Consider the following 13,960-nt stretch of genomic DNA (forward strand, 5'->3'; position numbering starts at 1 on the left):
GGAGCGGAGTGGCTCCCCTGGCGGCGGTGCACCGGATGGGTGGGGCGGGACCGGTCCGGAGGGGTGCACCGGACCGGTCCGCCGGGTGTTGCTGGTGTTGCTTCGGGTGGTTCGGGTGGTTCGGGTGGTTCGGGTGTTGCCGGTGTTGCTTCGGGTGGTGCTGGTGTTGCCGATGTCGCTGGTGGTGCGTGCGGGCCTCGGCCGTGTGCCTCGGCCCGCCTGCTCCGGTTACGAGAGGGAGGCGATGGTCTCGCGGACCTTGGCGTTGATCTCGGCCGGGATCGGCGCGTAGCCGGCGTCGGTGAGGAGCTTCTGGCCCTCGTCACCGGCGGTGTAGTTCAGGAAGGACTTGACCGTCGGAAGGGTCTCGGCCTTGTTGCCCTTGTCGCAGACGACCTCGTACGTCACCAGGACGATCGGGTAGGCGCCGTCGGCCTTGGTCGCGTAGTCGAGCTCCAGCGCCAGGTCCTTGCCGGTGCCCTTGATCTTGGCGGCGGCGATGGCCTTGGAGGCGTTCTCCGGGGTGGCCTTGACCGGGGCGGCGGCACCGGTGGAGATGTCCACGGTGGAGATGGACTGCGAGGTGGCGTAGCTCAGCTCGAAGTAGCCGATCGAGCCGTCGACGGCCTTCACCTGGGAGGCGACACCGGAGGAGCCGGAGGCGGCCTGGCCACCGGGGGCCGGCCACTTCTTCTCGGCCTCGTACTTCCAGTCGCTCGGCGCGGCGGCGTTCAGGTACTTGCCGAGGTTCTGCGTGGTGCCGGAGTCCTCGGAGCGGTGGAAGGGCTGGATTGCCTTGTCCGGAAGGTTCACGCCGCTGTTGAGCTTGGCGATCGCCGGGTCGTTCCACTTCTTGATCTTCGTGTCGAAGATCTTGGCGAGGGTGGGGGCGTCCAGCGTCAGGCTGTCGACGCCCTCCAGGTGGAAGCCGATGGCGATCGGGCCGCCGACCATCGGGAGGTTGATGCCCTGGCCGTCCTTGCAGATCTTCTTGGAGTCGGCCACCTCCTCGGGCTTCAGCGCCGAGTCGGAACCGGCGAAGCCGACCGTGCCCTGGTTGAAGGCGACGATGCCCTCACCGGAGGAGGACGACTTGTAGTTGATCTCCACGCCGGAGCAGCCGGCCATGTAGTTCTTGGCCCAGAGGTCCATGGCGTTCTTCTGCGCACTGGAGCCGGAGGCGGGCAGCTGGCCCTTGGCGTCGTCGCACTTGATGTTCGACGCGGCGCTGGTCTTGCCGCCGCCGTTGCCGCCGGTGGACCCGTTGCTGTTGTCGTCCGAACCGCACGCCGTGAGGACCAGGGCGCCGGAGACGGCGAGGGCACCGAGCGCGGTGGCACGAAGCCGGTTCTTGCGCTGAAGCTTCACTTTCGGGTGTTCCTTCCAGGAGCCGCCGAGGCCATTTCGTTCTACGACGGCGCGCGATGTGGTGGGTGCTCCGGCATTGCGCCGTGCACCGTGCACTGCCGAAGTTAGGCAGCACAGATGAAGTGGTTTACGGGGGTTGGTGAACGGGAGGTGAACCGTGTCGAACGGTGCGGTTCCGGCCACCTGCCCGGGGTGTGCGGGTCCACACCCCGGGCTCGCCACGTCCGCCGGGCATGTGCCGGGCAGACGCCGAAGACGCCGAAGACGCCGAAGGAGGCGGATGGGGCGGGCAGGGCGGATGGGGCGGGCGGGTCCCGGTTCTTGAGGCGGCCGGTGGCTCTTGAGGCATCCGGTGGTTTCGGTGCTTCAGGCATCGGGCGGCACGGCGAGCCAGGCGTCGAGCAGATCGCGGTCGTGCTGCCGGGTGAGCCGGTCCCGGGCCGCCGCCGGGGCGAGCCAGCTCACCCTGTCCACCTCGGAGCCGGGCACGAACACGCCGCCGGTCGCCTCGGCCGCCCAGTAGAAGACCTCCTTGGCCCGCCCGTTCACGAGGTACCGGACGGTGGGGAGCGCGGCGCCCGGTGCGCAGTGGTGACCGGTCTCCTCCAGGACCTCGCGGCGCGCGGCGTCCAGCGCCGGCTCGCCGCGCTTCAGCTTGCCCTTGGGATGCGACCAGTCGTCGTAGCGGGGCCGGTGGACCAGGCAGACCTCCAACGTGCCGGAGTGTTCCGAGCGACGCCACAGCACGCATCCCGCGGCGCGCACGGGCCGGTCCGCGGACCGTTTGCCGACGGTCTTTCCGGTACGGTCCCACACCGTCCCTCCCCCGGAGCGCCCCTCGATTCCTCCCTCGATCCTTCCCCCGGTTCCTCCCCCGGCGCGTGCCCCGGCGCGTCCCGCGGTCCCTCCCGCGGTCCCTCCCGCGGTGCGTTCCCCGGGTGCGGACGGGCCGCTCATGACGCGGTCACCGCCGCCGCGTACGGCCAGCTCGTCCGGAACATCGCGCGAGCCGCCCGCACCTCGTGCCGCTGGTCGGCGTGGAGCACTCCGAGGGCGTACGCGGTGGCGGGGGCGATCCGGGGTGTGCGGGCCGCCGAGGCAGCCGCGGCGGCGGCCTCCGCCGCGTCCCGGTGCAGGTCGAGCGCGCGCCCGGCCGCGGCCAGGACCGGGTCCGGGGCGCCCCGGACCACCTCGTGGGCGTACCGGTGCAGGCGCAGCAGCAGCCGGGCCCGGTGCCAGGGCGCGTCCTGCGCCTCGTTGTACGGCTCGCCCGCCTCGTCCGCCGACAGCGCGGCCACCGCACCGAGCAACTGCTGCTCGGCCCGGTCGGCGGGGAGGCGGAGCAACTCGTCGGCCGGGGCACCGGCCGCCGGGACGAGCGGGACCTCTGAGGCGAGCAGCGCCACGGCGTCGGCCACGGCGTGGAAGCGGGAGGAGCCGAGTGCCTGGAGCGCGGTGGAGTGGGCGCGGGTCCGGGCGAGGGTCAGCTGCCGTTCCAGCAGGGCTCCGGCGCGGGCCGCGCCGACGCCGAGAGCGGCGCGTTCCTTGTCGGCGGGGCCGGTGCCCGGTCCCTTGCGGGCGGCGGGCAGCGGGGTGCCGGACAGGTTGTGCAGCGCTTCGAGGAGCCGGTTCAGCCGGGTCGCGCAGGCGTGTTCCCGGGCCAGGGTGCCGGACAGCCAGGCGAGTTCGGCGCGGAGCTGTTCGGCCCAGGCCGGGTCCAGCGCCGCCCGGAAGGTGTGCAGGGTGCCGCCGATCCGCCGGGACGAGCGGCGCAGCGCGGCGACGGCCTCCTCGGCGGTGTGGGGTCCGGTGTCCGTGGGGGCGCTGTTCTCGCGGTGCAGGCGCAGGCTGCGCAGGAACGCGGAGGCCTGCTCCTGGAGGTAGGGCGCGAGCACCGCCCCTGCCGTAACGTCCGCCTGCGTCGTCGTGTGGTGGTCATGGCGTCGCACGCCGGCGCCTCCGGGCATCAATGAGCATTTCCTGTACGTGCCGCAGCGGTTGGCCGTCCGCGTCCGTGGCGTGCCGGGTCCAGTTCCCGTCGGGACCCAGGTGCCAGGAGGAGGTGGTGTCGGCCATGCCGGTCTCCAGGAGACGGCTGAGCGCGGTGCGGTGGGCGGGGTCGGTGACCCGGACCAGGGCCTCGATCCGGCGGTCGAGGTTGCGGTGCATCATGTCGGCGCTGCCGAACCACACTTCGGGTTCACCGCCGTTGCCGAAGACGAAGACCCGGGAGTGTTCGAGGAAGCGGCCGAGGACCGAGCGGACCCGGATGTTCTCGGAGAGGCCCGGTACGCCGGGGCGGATCGCGCAGATGCCGCGTACCCAGATGTCCACCGGCACGCCCGCCATCGCCGCCCGGTAGCAGGCGTCGATGACTGCCTCGTCGACCATGGAGTTGACCTTGATGCGGACGTAGGCGGTCCGCCCGGCCCGCTGGTGGGTGATCTCCTTGTTGATCCGGGTGATCAGGCCGTCGCGCAGAGATTTCGGGGCGACCAGGAGGCGGCGGTAGGTCTCGCGGCGGGAGTAGCCGGAGAGCCGGTTGAACAGGTCGGAGAGATCGGCCCCGACCTGCGGGTCCGCCGTCAGCAGGCCGAGGTCCTCGTAGAGCCTTGCCGTCTTGGGGTGGTAGTTGCCGGTGCCGACGTGGGCGTAGCGGCGCAGCGTGTCGCCCTCCTGGCGCACGACCAGCGAGAGCTTGCAGTGGGTCTTGAGGCCGACGAGTCCGTAGACGACGTGGCAGCCGGCCTCCTCCAGCTTGCGGGCCCACTTGATGTTGGCCTGTTCGTCGAAGCGGGCCTTGATCTCGACGAGCACCAGGACCTGTTTGCCGGACTCGGCCGCGTCGACAAGGGCTTCCACTATCGGCGACTCGCCGGAGGTCCGGTACAGGGTCTGCTTGATGGCGAGGACGTCGGGGTCGGCGGCGGCCTGTTCCAGGAACGCCTGGACGGAGGTGGAGAACGAGTCGTACGGGTGGTGCAGGAGCACGTCGCGTTCGCGCAGCGCGGCGAAGATGTCGGGCGCGGAGGCGGATTCGACCTCGGCGAGGTCGCGGTGGGTGCCGGCGATGAACTTGGGGTACTTCAGCTCGGGCCGGTCCAGCGAGGCTATGCCGAACAGTCCGGTGAGGTCGAGTGGTCCCGGCAGCGGGTAGACCTCGGCGTCGGACACCTTCAGCTCGCGGACCAGCAGGTCCAGCACGTACGGGTCGATGGACTCCTCGACCTCCAGGCGGACCGGCGGGCCGAAGCGGCGCCGCATGAGTTCCTTCTCCAGGGCCTTGAGGAGGTTCTCGGCGTCGTCCTCCTCGACCTCCAGGTCCTCGTTCCTGGTGACCCGGAACGTGTGGTGGGCGAGGACCTCCATGCCGGGGAAGAGCTCTTCGAGGTGGGCGGCGATGACGTCCTCTATGGGCACGTACCGCTGCGGCGACGCCTCCAGGAAGCGCGTCAGCAGCGGCGGCACCTTGACCCGGGCGAAGTGGCGGTGGCCGCTGACCGGGTTGCGGACGACGACGGCGAGATTGAGCGAGAGCCCGGAGATGTACGGGAAGGGGTGCGCCGGGTCGACGGCCAGCGGCGTCAGCACGGGGAAGACACGTTGCCGGAAGAAGGTGAAGAGGCGGGCCTGTTCCTTCTCGGTCAGTTCCGGCCAGCGGATCAGCTGGATGCCCTCGTCGGAGAGGGCGGGGGCGACGTCCTGCTGGAAGCACGCGGCGTGCCGGGCCATGAGCTCGCGCGAGCGGGTCCAGATCAGGTCGAGGACCTCGCGGGGCTGGAGGCCGGAGGCGGAGCGGGTGGCGACGCCGGTGGCGATGCGACGCTTCAGTCCGGCCACCCGGACCATGAAGAACTCGTCGAGGTTCGAGGCGAAGATGGCGAGGAAATTAGCCCGTTCGAGGAGGGGGGTCGTCGGGTCCTCGGCCAGTTCGAGCACTCGTTCGTTGAACGCGAGCCAACTGCGTTCCCGGTCCAGGAACCGGTCGTGGGGCAGCTCGTCTCCGTCGATGTCGGGCTCGTACGCGTCGACGTCGTTGTCGATGTCGGGGTCGAGGTCCGCGGCGGTCGACAGCGCGGCGCCGTTGTGCGAGGACGCGGCGACGGCGCGAGGCCGGTGCGCGGCGAGCGAGCCGACCGACGGCTGCACAGCGGGCTGGACCGGGACCTCGGAGCTGGGCTGCTGGCTCATGAACCCATTCTTCCGCGTCGAGCGCTTCCCGGGCGCGCCGGACGGGGTGGAGACCGCCGGGGATACCGGGCCCGAGCTGTCGGTGCCGGTGGAGGCCGGACAGTCCGTGCCGGTCGGGCGTTCCGTGCGCGCGGTGCGATCGGTGCGTTCCGTGGGCGCGGTGCGTTCCGTACGGTTGGCGCGTTCCGTGGGCGCGGTGCGTTGCGTGCGCGGGGTGCGCTCCGCGCGGTCGGTGCGTCCTGTGCGGTCGGTGCGTTCTGTGCGGTTCGTGGGGCTCGTGCGGTTCGCGCGGTCTCCGTCGGGATTTCTCCCGTTGCGGGGGGTCGGCACAGCTGGCTGCATTCTGTGAGGGTGGCAAGCCCTTCTGAATGGTTGGTAACGGCGACATGACGTGCAGGAAGCGGTGTGTCGTGCGGGGGAGGCCGACACACGGCCGAGCACACCGCTTCCTGCTGCTCGACGGTGTGCTCAGCCGTGCCGAGGGGGCGGCGCCCAGCCGCCGCCGCCCCCGTTCCGGTACCCCATGTGCCCCATGCGCTTCATGCGCCTCAGGTGTTTCGGGTGCTTCTCGTCGAGGCCGACGGCTTCGGCAAATGGACACACGCCGTCCGAGTGACGCCGCCCCTCCGCGGAGCCTCCGACGGGTCGCCGACGTGGCCCCCGGCGATCCCGCCCCCGGAGAACCCGCCGCCGGGGCCTTCGGCGGGGTCTCCGTCACGGTCGGGTACGGGCTCAGCTCTCCGTCACGGTCGGGTACGGGCTCAGGTCTCCGTGCGGTACATGGCTCAGGTCTCCGTGCGGTACATGAGGTCCACCTCGTGCGTCGCGAAGCCCATTCGTTCGTACACCGTCAGGGCCGCCTTGTTGTCCGCGTCGACGTAGAGCATCGCGGTCGGCAGCCCCTGCGCCGCCAGGTGGCGCAGCCCGATCGCGGTGAGCGCCTTGCCGAGCCCACCGCCCTGCGCGTCCGGCCGGATGCCGAGGACGTACACCTCGCCGAGTCGCTCCTCGGCGTGTGTCTTCGTCCAGTGGAAGCCGATCAGCTCGCCGTCGCGCTCGGCGAGGAAGAAGCCCTTCGGATCGAACCAGGGTTCCGCTTTGCGGTCGTCCAGGTCACGCTGGGCCAGCGCCCCCTGCTCGGGGTGGTGGGCGAAGGCGGCGCGGTTCACCGCCAGCCACGCGGCATCGTCCTGGCCGGGCACGAAGGCGCGGACGGTGACACCGGGCGGCAGTACCGGCTCGGCGATGTCCAACGGGGTCAACGAGCGGCGCAATTGGCGCAGTTCGCGGAAGAGAGAGAGCCCGAGGACCTGGGCCAGGTGCCGGGCCGCGGACTTCCCGCCGTGCGCCCACACCCGCAGCCGCTTGCCCGTCACGGCGAGCAGCGCCGCCCCCAGGGCCCGACCGTGTCCCTGCCCGCGGTACGCCGGATGCACCACCAACTCGGCGGCCGGCGCCTCGACCGGGTCGGTGTCCTCCAGCTGCGCGTACCCCACCAGGGTCGGCCCGCTGCTGAGCAACAGATGCCGCACCCCTTCGCGCCGCCCGCCGCGCAGTTGCAGCCGCCCCTGCTCGGACACGGCTTGCATGCCGTCGGACCGGGCCGCCTCGGCGAGCAGTTCGGCCACGGCCCCGGCCTGTTCGGTGGAGAGCGCGTCGAGCGTCTGGATCTCCCGTCCGGGAGCGGGCAGAGGTGCGTCAGTCGTCATGTGCACGAGCGTACGGGGGCGAGGCGTGGGTTGGGGGCGCTTGCGCGGGCGGGCCGGGCCGGGAGCCCGAACTCGGCCGTTTGTGACGGTGCCGGTTCCCGGCGCGGGGCGGAGTGCCCCCGGACGACCCGGGACAGATCCTCCGAACTCGGCATCGGCTCCCGGACCCGATCGTGTGGGGGGCGTCGTGAGTTCGTTCTCCACGGCGTACGGGCTTCCGGGGTTCACGCGGACCGTGACGAGTTTGTGCACATATGTAAGCCGTGCGAGTGAGAGAGGGGCATTGCTCCCGATTCCGACCGCGTGGCAACCAGTTCGTAACCACGAACATCTGTCGCGCTACGCGCGTTGACCCTAGGCTGCGCACGACGTCTCCAGACTCGTCACCACCCTCAGAACTCCGCTGAACTCACAAGGGGACCGATGTCAGCGACACCGCAGAAGAACCGTGCGTCCCGGCGGGTGCTCGCCGCCGCGGCCGGGCTCGCCACCGTCGGCGCGCTCGTCGCCGCGATGCCGGCCAGTGCCCATGACCGGGGCCACGGCCACGGTCACGGCCAGGGGCACGGGCACCACAAGCCGGCCAACACCGTCGATGTGCAGCTGCTGTCCTTCAACGACCTGCACGGCAACCTGGAGCCGCCGGCCGGCTCGGCGGGCATGGTCGACGAGAAGCAGCCCGACGGCATGGTCAAGTCGATTCCGGCCGGTGGCATCGAGTACCTCGCGTCCTCGCTCCGCACCGCGCGCAAGGGGCACCCGTACTCGATCACCGCCGCGGGCGGCGACATGGTCGGCGCGAGCCCGCTGCTGTCCGGTCTCTTCCACGACGAGCCGACGATCGAGGCGCTCAACAAGCTCGACCTCGACGTCACGTCGGTCGGCAACCACGAGTTCGACGAGGGCGCCACCGAGCTGGCCCGCCTCCAGAACGGTGGCTGCCACCCGGTCGAGGGCTGCTACGAGAAGGGCAAGAAGTTCAAGGGCGCGGACTTCCCCTACCTCGCCGCCAACGTGACGAAGGAGAAGACCGGCAAGCCGATCCTCAAGCCGTACACGGTCTGGAAGAAGAACGGCGTCAAGATCGGCTTCATCGGCGTGACCCTGGAGGGCACCCCGGACATCGTCACGGCCAACGGCGTCAAGGGCCTGAAGTTCCACGACGAGATCGAGACGATCAACAAGTACGCCAAGGAGCTGGACCGGCAGGGCGTCAAGTCCATCGTTGCGCTGATCCACGAGGGCGGCCTGCCCGCCTCCACCGCGTACAACTACGACTGCGACAGCTCCGGCACCGGTGACGGCATCTCCGGCCCGATCACCGAGATCGCCAAGGGCATCACGCCCAAGGTCGACGCGCTGGTCACGGGCCACACCCACCAGGCGTACGTCTGCACCATCCCGGACCCGGCGGGCAACCCGCGCATGGTCACCTCCGCGTCGTCGTTCGGCAAGCTGTACACGGACACGACCCTCACCTACGACCGCCGCACCAAGGACATCGTCCGTACGTCGGTGAAGTCGGCCGGTGCCCGCAACCCGAAGTCGGTCAACCACATCGTCAGCCGGGACCAGCCCAAGGCCAATGACATGACGGCCCTGATCGCGCGCTGGAACGCCCTCGCGGCCCCGATCGCGAACAGGCCGCAGGGCTACATCACCGCCGACATCAACGGCCGCGGATCCACGGCCCCCGAGAAGCCGCTCGGCGACCTGATCGCGGACGCGCAGTTGGAGGGCCTGGCCGCGGAGGACAAGGGCGGGGCTGTCGTCGCCCTGATGAACCCGGGCGGCATCCGCGCGGACCTGGTCCACAAGGCGTCCGGTGACGAGGGCGACGGCGTGGTGACGTACGGGGAGTCCTTCACCGTGCAGCCCTTCACCAACATGATGAACGTCGTCGACCTGACCGGCGCCCAGCTCGTCACCGCGCTCCAGCAGCAGGTCAGTGGCTCGAACGAGGCAAGCCCGAAGATCCTCCAGGTTTCGAAGGGCCTCGCCTACACCCTGGACATGACGAAGTCGGGCGCGGCCCGCGTGGTCACCGACACCATCAAGCTGAACGGTGAGGCGATCGACCCGGCGAAGACCTACCGCGTCGCGATGAACGAGTTCCTCGCGGGCGGCGGCGACGGCTTCGCGGCCCTCGGCCAGGGCACGAACAAGCTGGTCGGCCCGTCCGACCTCGACGTGTTCAACGCCTACCTGGCGGCCCACTCCTCGGCCGCCGCACCGCTGGCCCCGCCGGCGGCGGACCGGATCACGGTCATCCAGTAACTCCGGTACACGTGAACGACGAGGGGCGACGGGCCGGAGAGGCCCGTCGCCCCTCGTCGTTGCCCGGATCAGGCCTTGCGTCCGGCCTCGTGGGCCTTGTGGGCCTCGCGTTCCAGCCGGTCCCGGTGCCTCTGCCACCACTGCGCGTCGCCCGGCGGCATGCTGTCGTTGTCCTTGTTCATCCCGACGGCCCCGTCCGCGAGTTCCCGGAGGATGTCGGCGTGTCCGGAGTGCCGATGGGTGTCCGCGATCACGCGGACCACGGCGTGGTGCAACGTCACCCCGTCCCGGTTTTCCGGCCACCACGGCACCCTGCCGACCGTGTCCAGAGGAAGCGCGTCGATCGTCGCGTCCGCGTGCGCCCAGGCCCGCCGGTAGAGCCCCACGATCTGTTCCCGCGACTCGTCGGCGGTGGCCCACATGTCGGCGTTGGGCTCGGCGTCATCGTCGATCCAGGGCAGCGGTATGCCGGACGGCCGCCCGAACGTGTCTCCCAGATAGCCGAGTTCGACTCCGGCCACGTGCTTCACCAGGCCCAGGAGGTTGGTGCCGGTCGGTGTGAACGGGCGGCGGACGTCGTACTCGGAAAGCCCTTCGAGCTTCCACAACAGGGCGTCGCGTGCGGACTGGAGGTAGTAGTGGAGATCGTTCTTGCTGTCCGGTGCGGTGGTCATGGGGTCAGTCTGCGGCAGGGCCGGTCGATACCGGGCCCGTTCACCGCTGCCGGCGGCCGGCCCCGGCGTCTCCGGCGGCCGACGTCGCGCCGCGGCTCTGAAAGCCGAGGGGGACGGGAAAAGATTTTCGCGTTTTTGATAAAATAATCTCCGGTCTTTCGGTCGGCTGAGGGCTGTCCCGTAATCCGCGGTGGATCGGTGCGCGGCGTCGGATGCGGTGCGTGGCAAGGCGGAGGGGCGTCCTCCTGCTGGATGTATGCGGATGTTCCGGCAACGCCGCGAGGTGCTGTGGCCGTCGTCGCGCGCCCGCCAGGGAATGCGGGACAGCCCTTGGGGGCGGGCGTCATCCGAAAATGCGCTGATGCGGTGCGGGAAGGTGATGTCTCCGGTCTTTTGCGGGGCAATATTTATGCGAGGGGTGTGGTCGTGGCGTTTGTTTTCGTTGTCTCCTTCATTATTGTCGCGGGCGGTATTTCGTATATCGTCCGCCTCTTCGTCCGTGACGAAAAGATCAGGTCGCAGGGTCGGGATATCCGGGCCCTGGTCGAGGACGTTCGCTACGTCAGTTCGAACGATGGCGGATCCACCACCATAAAATACCGGCTTTCATGGCAGGAGGACGGTGCGACCACATACGTGGAAGGCCGCGACACCATTTCCGCCTTCCGCTCCTCGCAGGTGCAGAAAGGCTGTGAGGTCGATATCAAGTACCTGGATGACGACCACATCCTGTTCGTTTTCGACAAGTAGGCCGCACAGGAGCGCCGACCGCCGTCAGCAGCCGCTCTCCTGTTGCCGCGACAGCTCGTCACCGGATGTGTCGCTCCCCCCGCCCCCGGCGTGCCGGTCGTCGTCGGTGGTGAACAGCCTGTCCAGGTGTTGATCGATGGCGGTGAGCACGTCCCCCGGTGCGATCACGTCCAGTTCGAGGAGGGTGGCGAAGCCGGTCAGGGCGAGAAGCAGATGGGTCTCGACCTCCGGATCGCGGTCGGAGCCCATGTGTCCGTCAGCGATCGCCTGACGGAACAACTGCTCCACCATGGCGCGCCCCTGGATCATTCCGTCACGTGCCCGGGCGTGGAAGTTCTCGTTGTGCAGGGCCTCCAGGACGAAGGCGGCACTCATCCGGCTGGTCGCGCGGGCGTCGGCGTGCAGCGGGAGCATCTCCGTGAGCATCACCCGGAGCACGTCACGGGGGTGCGGCCGGTCGCCGAGCCCCGTGAGGCCACGGTCGACGCGTGACGCGGCCTGCTCGGACGCGAAGTCCATGGCGAAGGAGAGCATCGCCTCCCTGGAGCCGAAGTAGTGCTGCAGCTGCCCCAGGGAGATGCCCGCCTCCTGGGCGACCACGCGCATGGTCAGATGCGCAACCCCGCGCTGCTCCACCACCCGCCACAGCGCTCGCGCGATCGTCTCGCGGCGCTCGCGGTGATCCACCTGTTTCGGCATCGTCGGCTACTCCGTGGGCCTCGTTCTCGCGCTGTTGACATAATACAGCTGACTGAAATAATACGGTTGACCTATAACGCTGGGAGTCCGCGGTAGAGGGAGGCGACATGCCCGAGCAGCCGACGGTGCGTACGGCGGAGGGTGTGGTGGAGGGGCGTCTACGACGGGGGCACGCGGTGTTCCGCGGCATTCGCTACGCGGAGCCACCGGTGGGAGCGCTCCGCTTCGCGGCACCCGTGCCGCCTCGGCCCTGGGAGGGGACGAGGCGGGCGGTGGAGTTCGGACCGGTGGTACCGCAGTCCGGGCCGGTTCGCGCGGGTTCGCCGAACGGCACGGACTGGTTGACGCTCAACGTATGCACCCCGGACCCCGGAGCGGCGGGGCTGCCGGTACTGGTGTGGATTCCCGGTGGCGGCTACATGGCGGCCGATTCGAGCGACCCGATGCTCGACCCGACGGCGCCGGCCGGGGCCGGGCTCGTCGTGGTGAGCATCAACTACCGGGTGGGCGCCGAGGGTTTCGCGTACCTGGACGGTGCCCCGCCGAACCGCGGATTCCTCGACCAGATCGCGGCGCTGCGATGGGTGCGGCGGAACATCGCCGCCTTCGGAGGTGACCCCGACCGGGTCACGATCGCCGGGCAGTCCGCCGGGGCGGGGTCGGTCGCCGCCCTGGTGACGATGGAGTCGGCGCGCGGCCTGTTCCGGCGGGCCATCGCCCACTCGGTGCCGGGCCTGCACTGCACCCGCGCACTGGCACGACGGGTCGCCGCCGAACTCGCGGACCGGCTCGGCAGGGTGCCCACCGCCGCAGCCCTGGCCGACGTCGAACCCTGGCGCCTGGCCGAAGAGGTGACCGCCCTCAGCGCCGACCTCCACGGCTACCGCGAGAGCTGGGGGCGGCTCTCCAAGACGGGTGTCGCCATCTGCCCCGTGGTCGACGGCGACGTCCTCGCCGAGACGCCCTGGTCCGCGCTGGACAGTGGCCGCGCAAGCGGGATCGAACTCCTCGTCGGTCATACCCGCGATGAATTCCGGCTGTTCAGCGTCATGTTCGGACGGCTGGGCACGTTCACCGAACAGGACGTCCGAACCGCCCTGGAGCTGTTCGCCCCGGCACCGGACGGCGCGGACGCCTACCGTACGGCCCACCCGCACGCCGGCCCGGAGGAGTTGGTGGAAACGGTCTACTCCGACGCCGTCTTCCGGATGCCCTCCATGCTGTTGGCCGAGGCGAACGCCGCGGCCGGCGGCACCTCGTTCCTGTTCGAGCTACGACTTGCCGCGTCGGCCTCGGGAGGAGTCCTGGGCGCCTGCCACAGCCTCGATGTGCCCCTGGCGTTCGGTACCCCGGACAGCCCCATCGGCCGCCAGCTCTTCGGCGACCGGGCCGCCCCCGAGGTCCTCGCCGTATCGCGCGAACTCCAACGGGCATGGGTCGGTTTCGCCACCACCGGCGACCCCGGATGGGCCGCCTACCATCCCGACCGGCAGCTCACCCGCGTCCTGGACACCGACTCGAACACCATGCCCTACCCCGAACAGGCCTCCCGCCGGATTTGGAAGGGCCGAGCCCCCGCTCCCTTCGACCTCGTGCAGGGCGGGTCCCGGACGGCCCCGGCCCACTGATCCCCGCAGATACCCGAAGCTCCCTACTGATCCCTGCTGATCCCCGCTGATCCCCCGCTGATCCCGGCTGATCCCCGCCGCGTCCGCCCGCCGTCGCCGTGGCTTGCCCCGGTGGGCGTCCGGGGCCGGACCTCACGCGGTCACGGTGTCGACTCCCGTCCGCCGAGGACGAACCAGACGGTCTTGCGGTCGGGGGCGTGGCCGCCGAGGACGTTGGCGCCCCAGGCGAGAGCGAGTCTGTTCACCAGGAAGAGCCCCCACCCGTGTTCCCCGTCGGTCCGCGCGTACGGAACGCCGAGCGTGGTCGGTGCCGTGGGGGCGTTGTCCGTGACCTGGACGGTGACACGATCCGCGCCGATCGTCACCTGGACGCGGATCAGGGGGGAACGGGTGTGCCGGTACGCGTTGGTGACCACCTCGGAGATGCAGAGGCGGGCGTCGTCGACGAGGTCCGGGTGTCTGTTCACGTTCAGCAGTGAGGTGACGAAGTCACGCGCGATCCTGGCCGCGCCCGCGCTGTTGGGCAGCGTCAGCCGGTAGGTGGTGTCGTCGAGTGGCCCCGACGGCAGGGGAGTTGCGGTGGCGGTGGTCATGTCGTTCTCCCAACGCGGTGCGGTTTGAACGGGCGCGCCGCGCGCTGCCCGTGGCGGTGGCCGTACGGGGG

General features: G+C 70.3%; 11 protein-coding genes. 3 read left to right on the forward strand and 8 right to left on the reverse strand.

Annotated elements, in window-relative coordinates; genetic code table 11:
* Nucleotides 1–228: 228 nt before the first annotated feature.
* From pstS to mshD, 5 genes are all read right to left on the reverse strand, one after another.
* Complete coding sequence (pstS, locus tag ACF1CT_RS26450) at nucleotides 229–1,368, reverse strand: phosphate ABC transporter substrate-binding protein PstS (protein ID WP_391786454.1); 1,140 nt, start codon at nucleotides 1,366–1,368, stop codon at nucleotides 229–231.
* A 366-nt stretch (nucleotides 1,369–1,734) separates the two neighbouring features.
* Nucleotides 1,735–2,184, reverse strand: coding sequence for an NUDIX hydrolase (locus tag ACF1CT_RS26455; protein WP_391786455.1), 450 nt, complete (start codon nucleotides 2,182–2,184; stop codon nucleotides 1,735–1,737).
* Nucleotides 2,185–2,321: 137 nt separating this feature from the next.
* Nucleotides 2,322–3,335 (reverse strand): CHAD domain-containing protein, encoded by a 1,014-nt coding sequence (locus tag ACF1CT_RS26460; RefSeq protein ID WP_391786456.1) that lies wholly within the window; start codon nucleotides 3,333–3,335, stop codon nucleotides 2,322–2,324.
* Nucleotides 3,304–5,559, reverse strand: a complete 2,256-nt coding sequence (locus ACF1CT_RS26465) for an RNA degradosome polyphosphate kinase (RefSeq protein WP_391786457.1) — start codon at nucleotides 5,557–5,559, stop codon at nucleotides 3,304–3,306. Before ACF1CT_RS26465 ends, ACF1CT_RS26460 begins: the two co-directional genes overlap by 32 nt.
* A gap of 785 nt (nucleotides 5,560–6,344) precedes the next feature.
* A complete protein-coding gene (mshD, locus tag ACF1CT_RS26470; protein WP_391786458.1) occupies nucleotides 6,345–7,268 on the reverse strand; it encodes a mycothiol synthase in 924 nt (307 codons plus the stop codon).
* Nucleotides 7,269–7,691: 423 nt separating this feature from the next.
* Between mshD and ACF1CT_RS26475 the strand changes: the two genes are divergently transcribed.
* Nucleotides 7,692–9,545 (forward strand): bifunctional metallophosphatase/5'-nucleotidase, encoded by a 1,854-nt coding sequence (locus ACF1CT_RS26475; protein WP_391786459.1) that lies wholly within the window; start codon nucleotides 7,692–7,694, stop codon nucleotides 9,543–9,545.
* Between the two features lie 68 nt (nucleotides 9,546–9,613).
* On the opposite strand, the gene ACF1CT_RS26480 is transcribed toward ACF1CT_RS26475, so the two are convergent.
* A complete protein-coding gene (locus ACF1CT_RS26480) occupies nucleotides 9,614–10,219 on the reverse strand; it encodes a DinB family protein (RefSeq protein WP_391786460.1) in 606 nt (201 codons plus the stop codon).
* Nucleotides 10,220–10,507: 288 nt separating this feature from the next.
* On the opposite strand from ACF1CT_RS26480, the gene ACF1CT_RS26485 reads away from it, so the two are divergent.
* On the forward strand, nucleotides 10,508–10,969 hold the full coding sequence (locus tag ACF1CT_RS26485; RefSeq protein ID WP_391786461.1) for a hypothetical protein: 462 nt from the start codon (nucleotides 10,508–10,510) through the stop codon (nucleotides 10,967–10,969).
* A gap of 24 nt (nucleotides 10,970–10,993) precedes the next feature.
* On the opposite strand, the gene ACF1CT_RS26490 is transcribed toward ACF1CT_RS26485, so the two are convergent.
* Nucleotides 10,994–11,668, reverse strand: coding sequence for a TetR/AcrR family transcriptional regulator (locus ACF1CT_RS26490; RefSeq protein WP_391786462.1), 675 nt, complete (start codon nucleotides 11,666–11,668; stop codon nucleotides 10,994–10,996).
* A gap of 107 nt (nucleotides 11,669–11,775) precedes the next feature.
* Between ACF1CT_RS26490 and ACF1CT_RS26495 the strand changes: the two genes are divergently transcribed.
* The gene (locus ACF1CT_RS26495) at nucleotides 11,776–13,296 is read left to right on the forward strand and encodes a carboxylesterase/lipase family protein (protein WP_391786463.1); all 1,521 of its coding nucleotides are present in this window, start codon (nucleotides 11,776–11,778) and stop codon (nucleotides 13,294–13,296) included.
* A gap of 140 nt (nucleotides 13,297–13,436) precedes the next feature.
* On the opposite strand, the gene ACF1CT_RS26500 is transcribed toward ACF1CT_RS26495, so the two are convergent.
* Nucleotides 13,437–13,889 (reverse strand): ATP-binding protein, encoded by a 453-nt coding sequence (locus ACF1CT_RS26500; protein ID WP_391786464.1) that lies wholly within the window; start codon nucleotides 13,887–13,889, stop codon nucleotides 13,437–13,439.
* Nucleotides 13,890–13,960 lie beyond the last annotated feature (71 nt).

It is taken from the genome of Streptomyces sp. NPDC014734 (assembly GCF_043083325.1).
Taxonomy (GTDB): domain Bacteria; phylum Actinomycetota; class Actinomycetes; order Streptomycetales; family Streptomycetaceae; genus Streptomyces.

Bases quoted from the DNA above. Each gene is read 5' to 3' on its own strand.
- ACF1CT_RS26460 (WP_391786456.1), bottom strand. From the start codon at position 3,335: ATGCCCGGAGGCGCCGGCGTGCGACGCCATGACCACCACACGACGACG.
- ACF1CT_RS26465 (WP_391786457.1), bottom strand. From the start codon at position 5,559: ATGAGCCAGCAGCCCAGCTCCGAGGTCCCGGTCCAGCCCGCTGTGCAG.
- mshD (WP_391786458.1), bottom strand. From the start codon at position 7,268: ATGACGACTGACGCACCTCTGCCCGCTCCCGGACGGGAGATCCAGACG.
- ACF1CT_RS26475 (WP_391786459.1), top strand. From the start codon at position 7,692: ATGTCAGCGACACCGCAGAAGAACCGTGCGTCCCGGCGGGTGCTCGCC.
- ACF1CT_RS26480 (WP_391786460.1), bottom strand. From the start codon at position 10,219: ATGACCACCGCACCGGACAGCAAGAACGATCTCCACTACTACCTCCAG.
- ACF1CT_RS26490 (WP_391786462.1), bottom strand. From the start codon at position 11,668: ATGCCGAAACAGGTGGATCACCGCGAGCGCCGCGAGACGATCGCGCGA.
- ACF1CT_RS26495 (WP_391786463.1), top strand. From the start codon at position 11,776: ATGCCCGAGCAGCCGACGGTGCGTACGGCGGAGGGTGTGGTGGAGGGG.
- ACF1CT_RS26500 (WP_391786464.1), bottom strand. From the start codon at position 13,889: ATGACCACCGCCACCGCAACTCCCCTGCCGTCGGGGCCACTCGACGAC.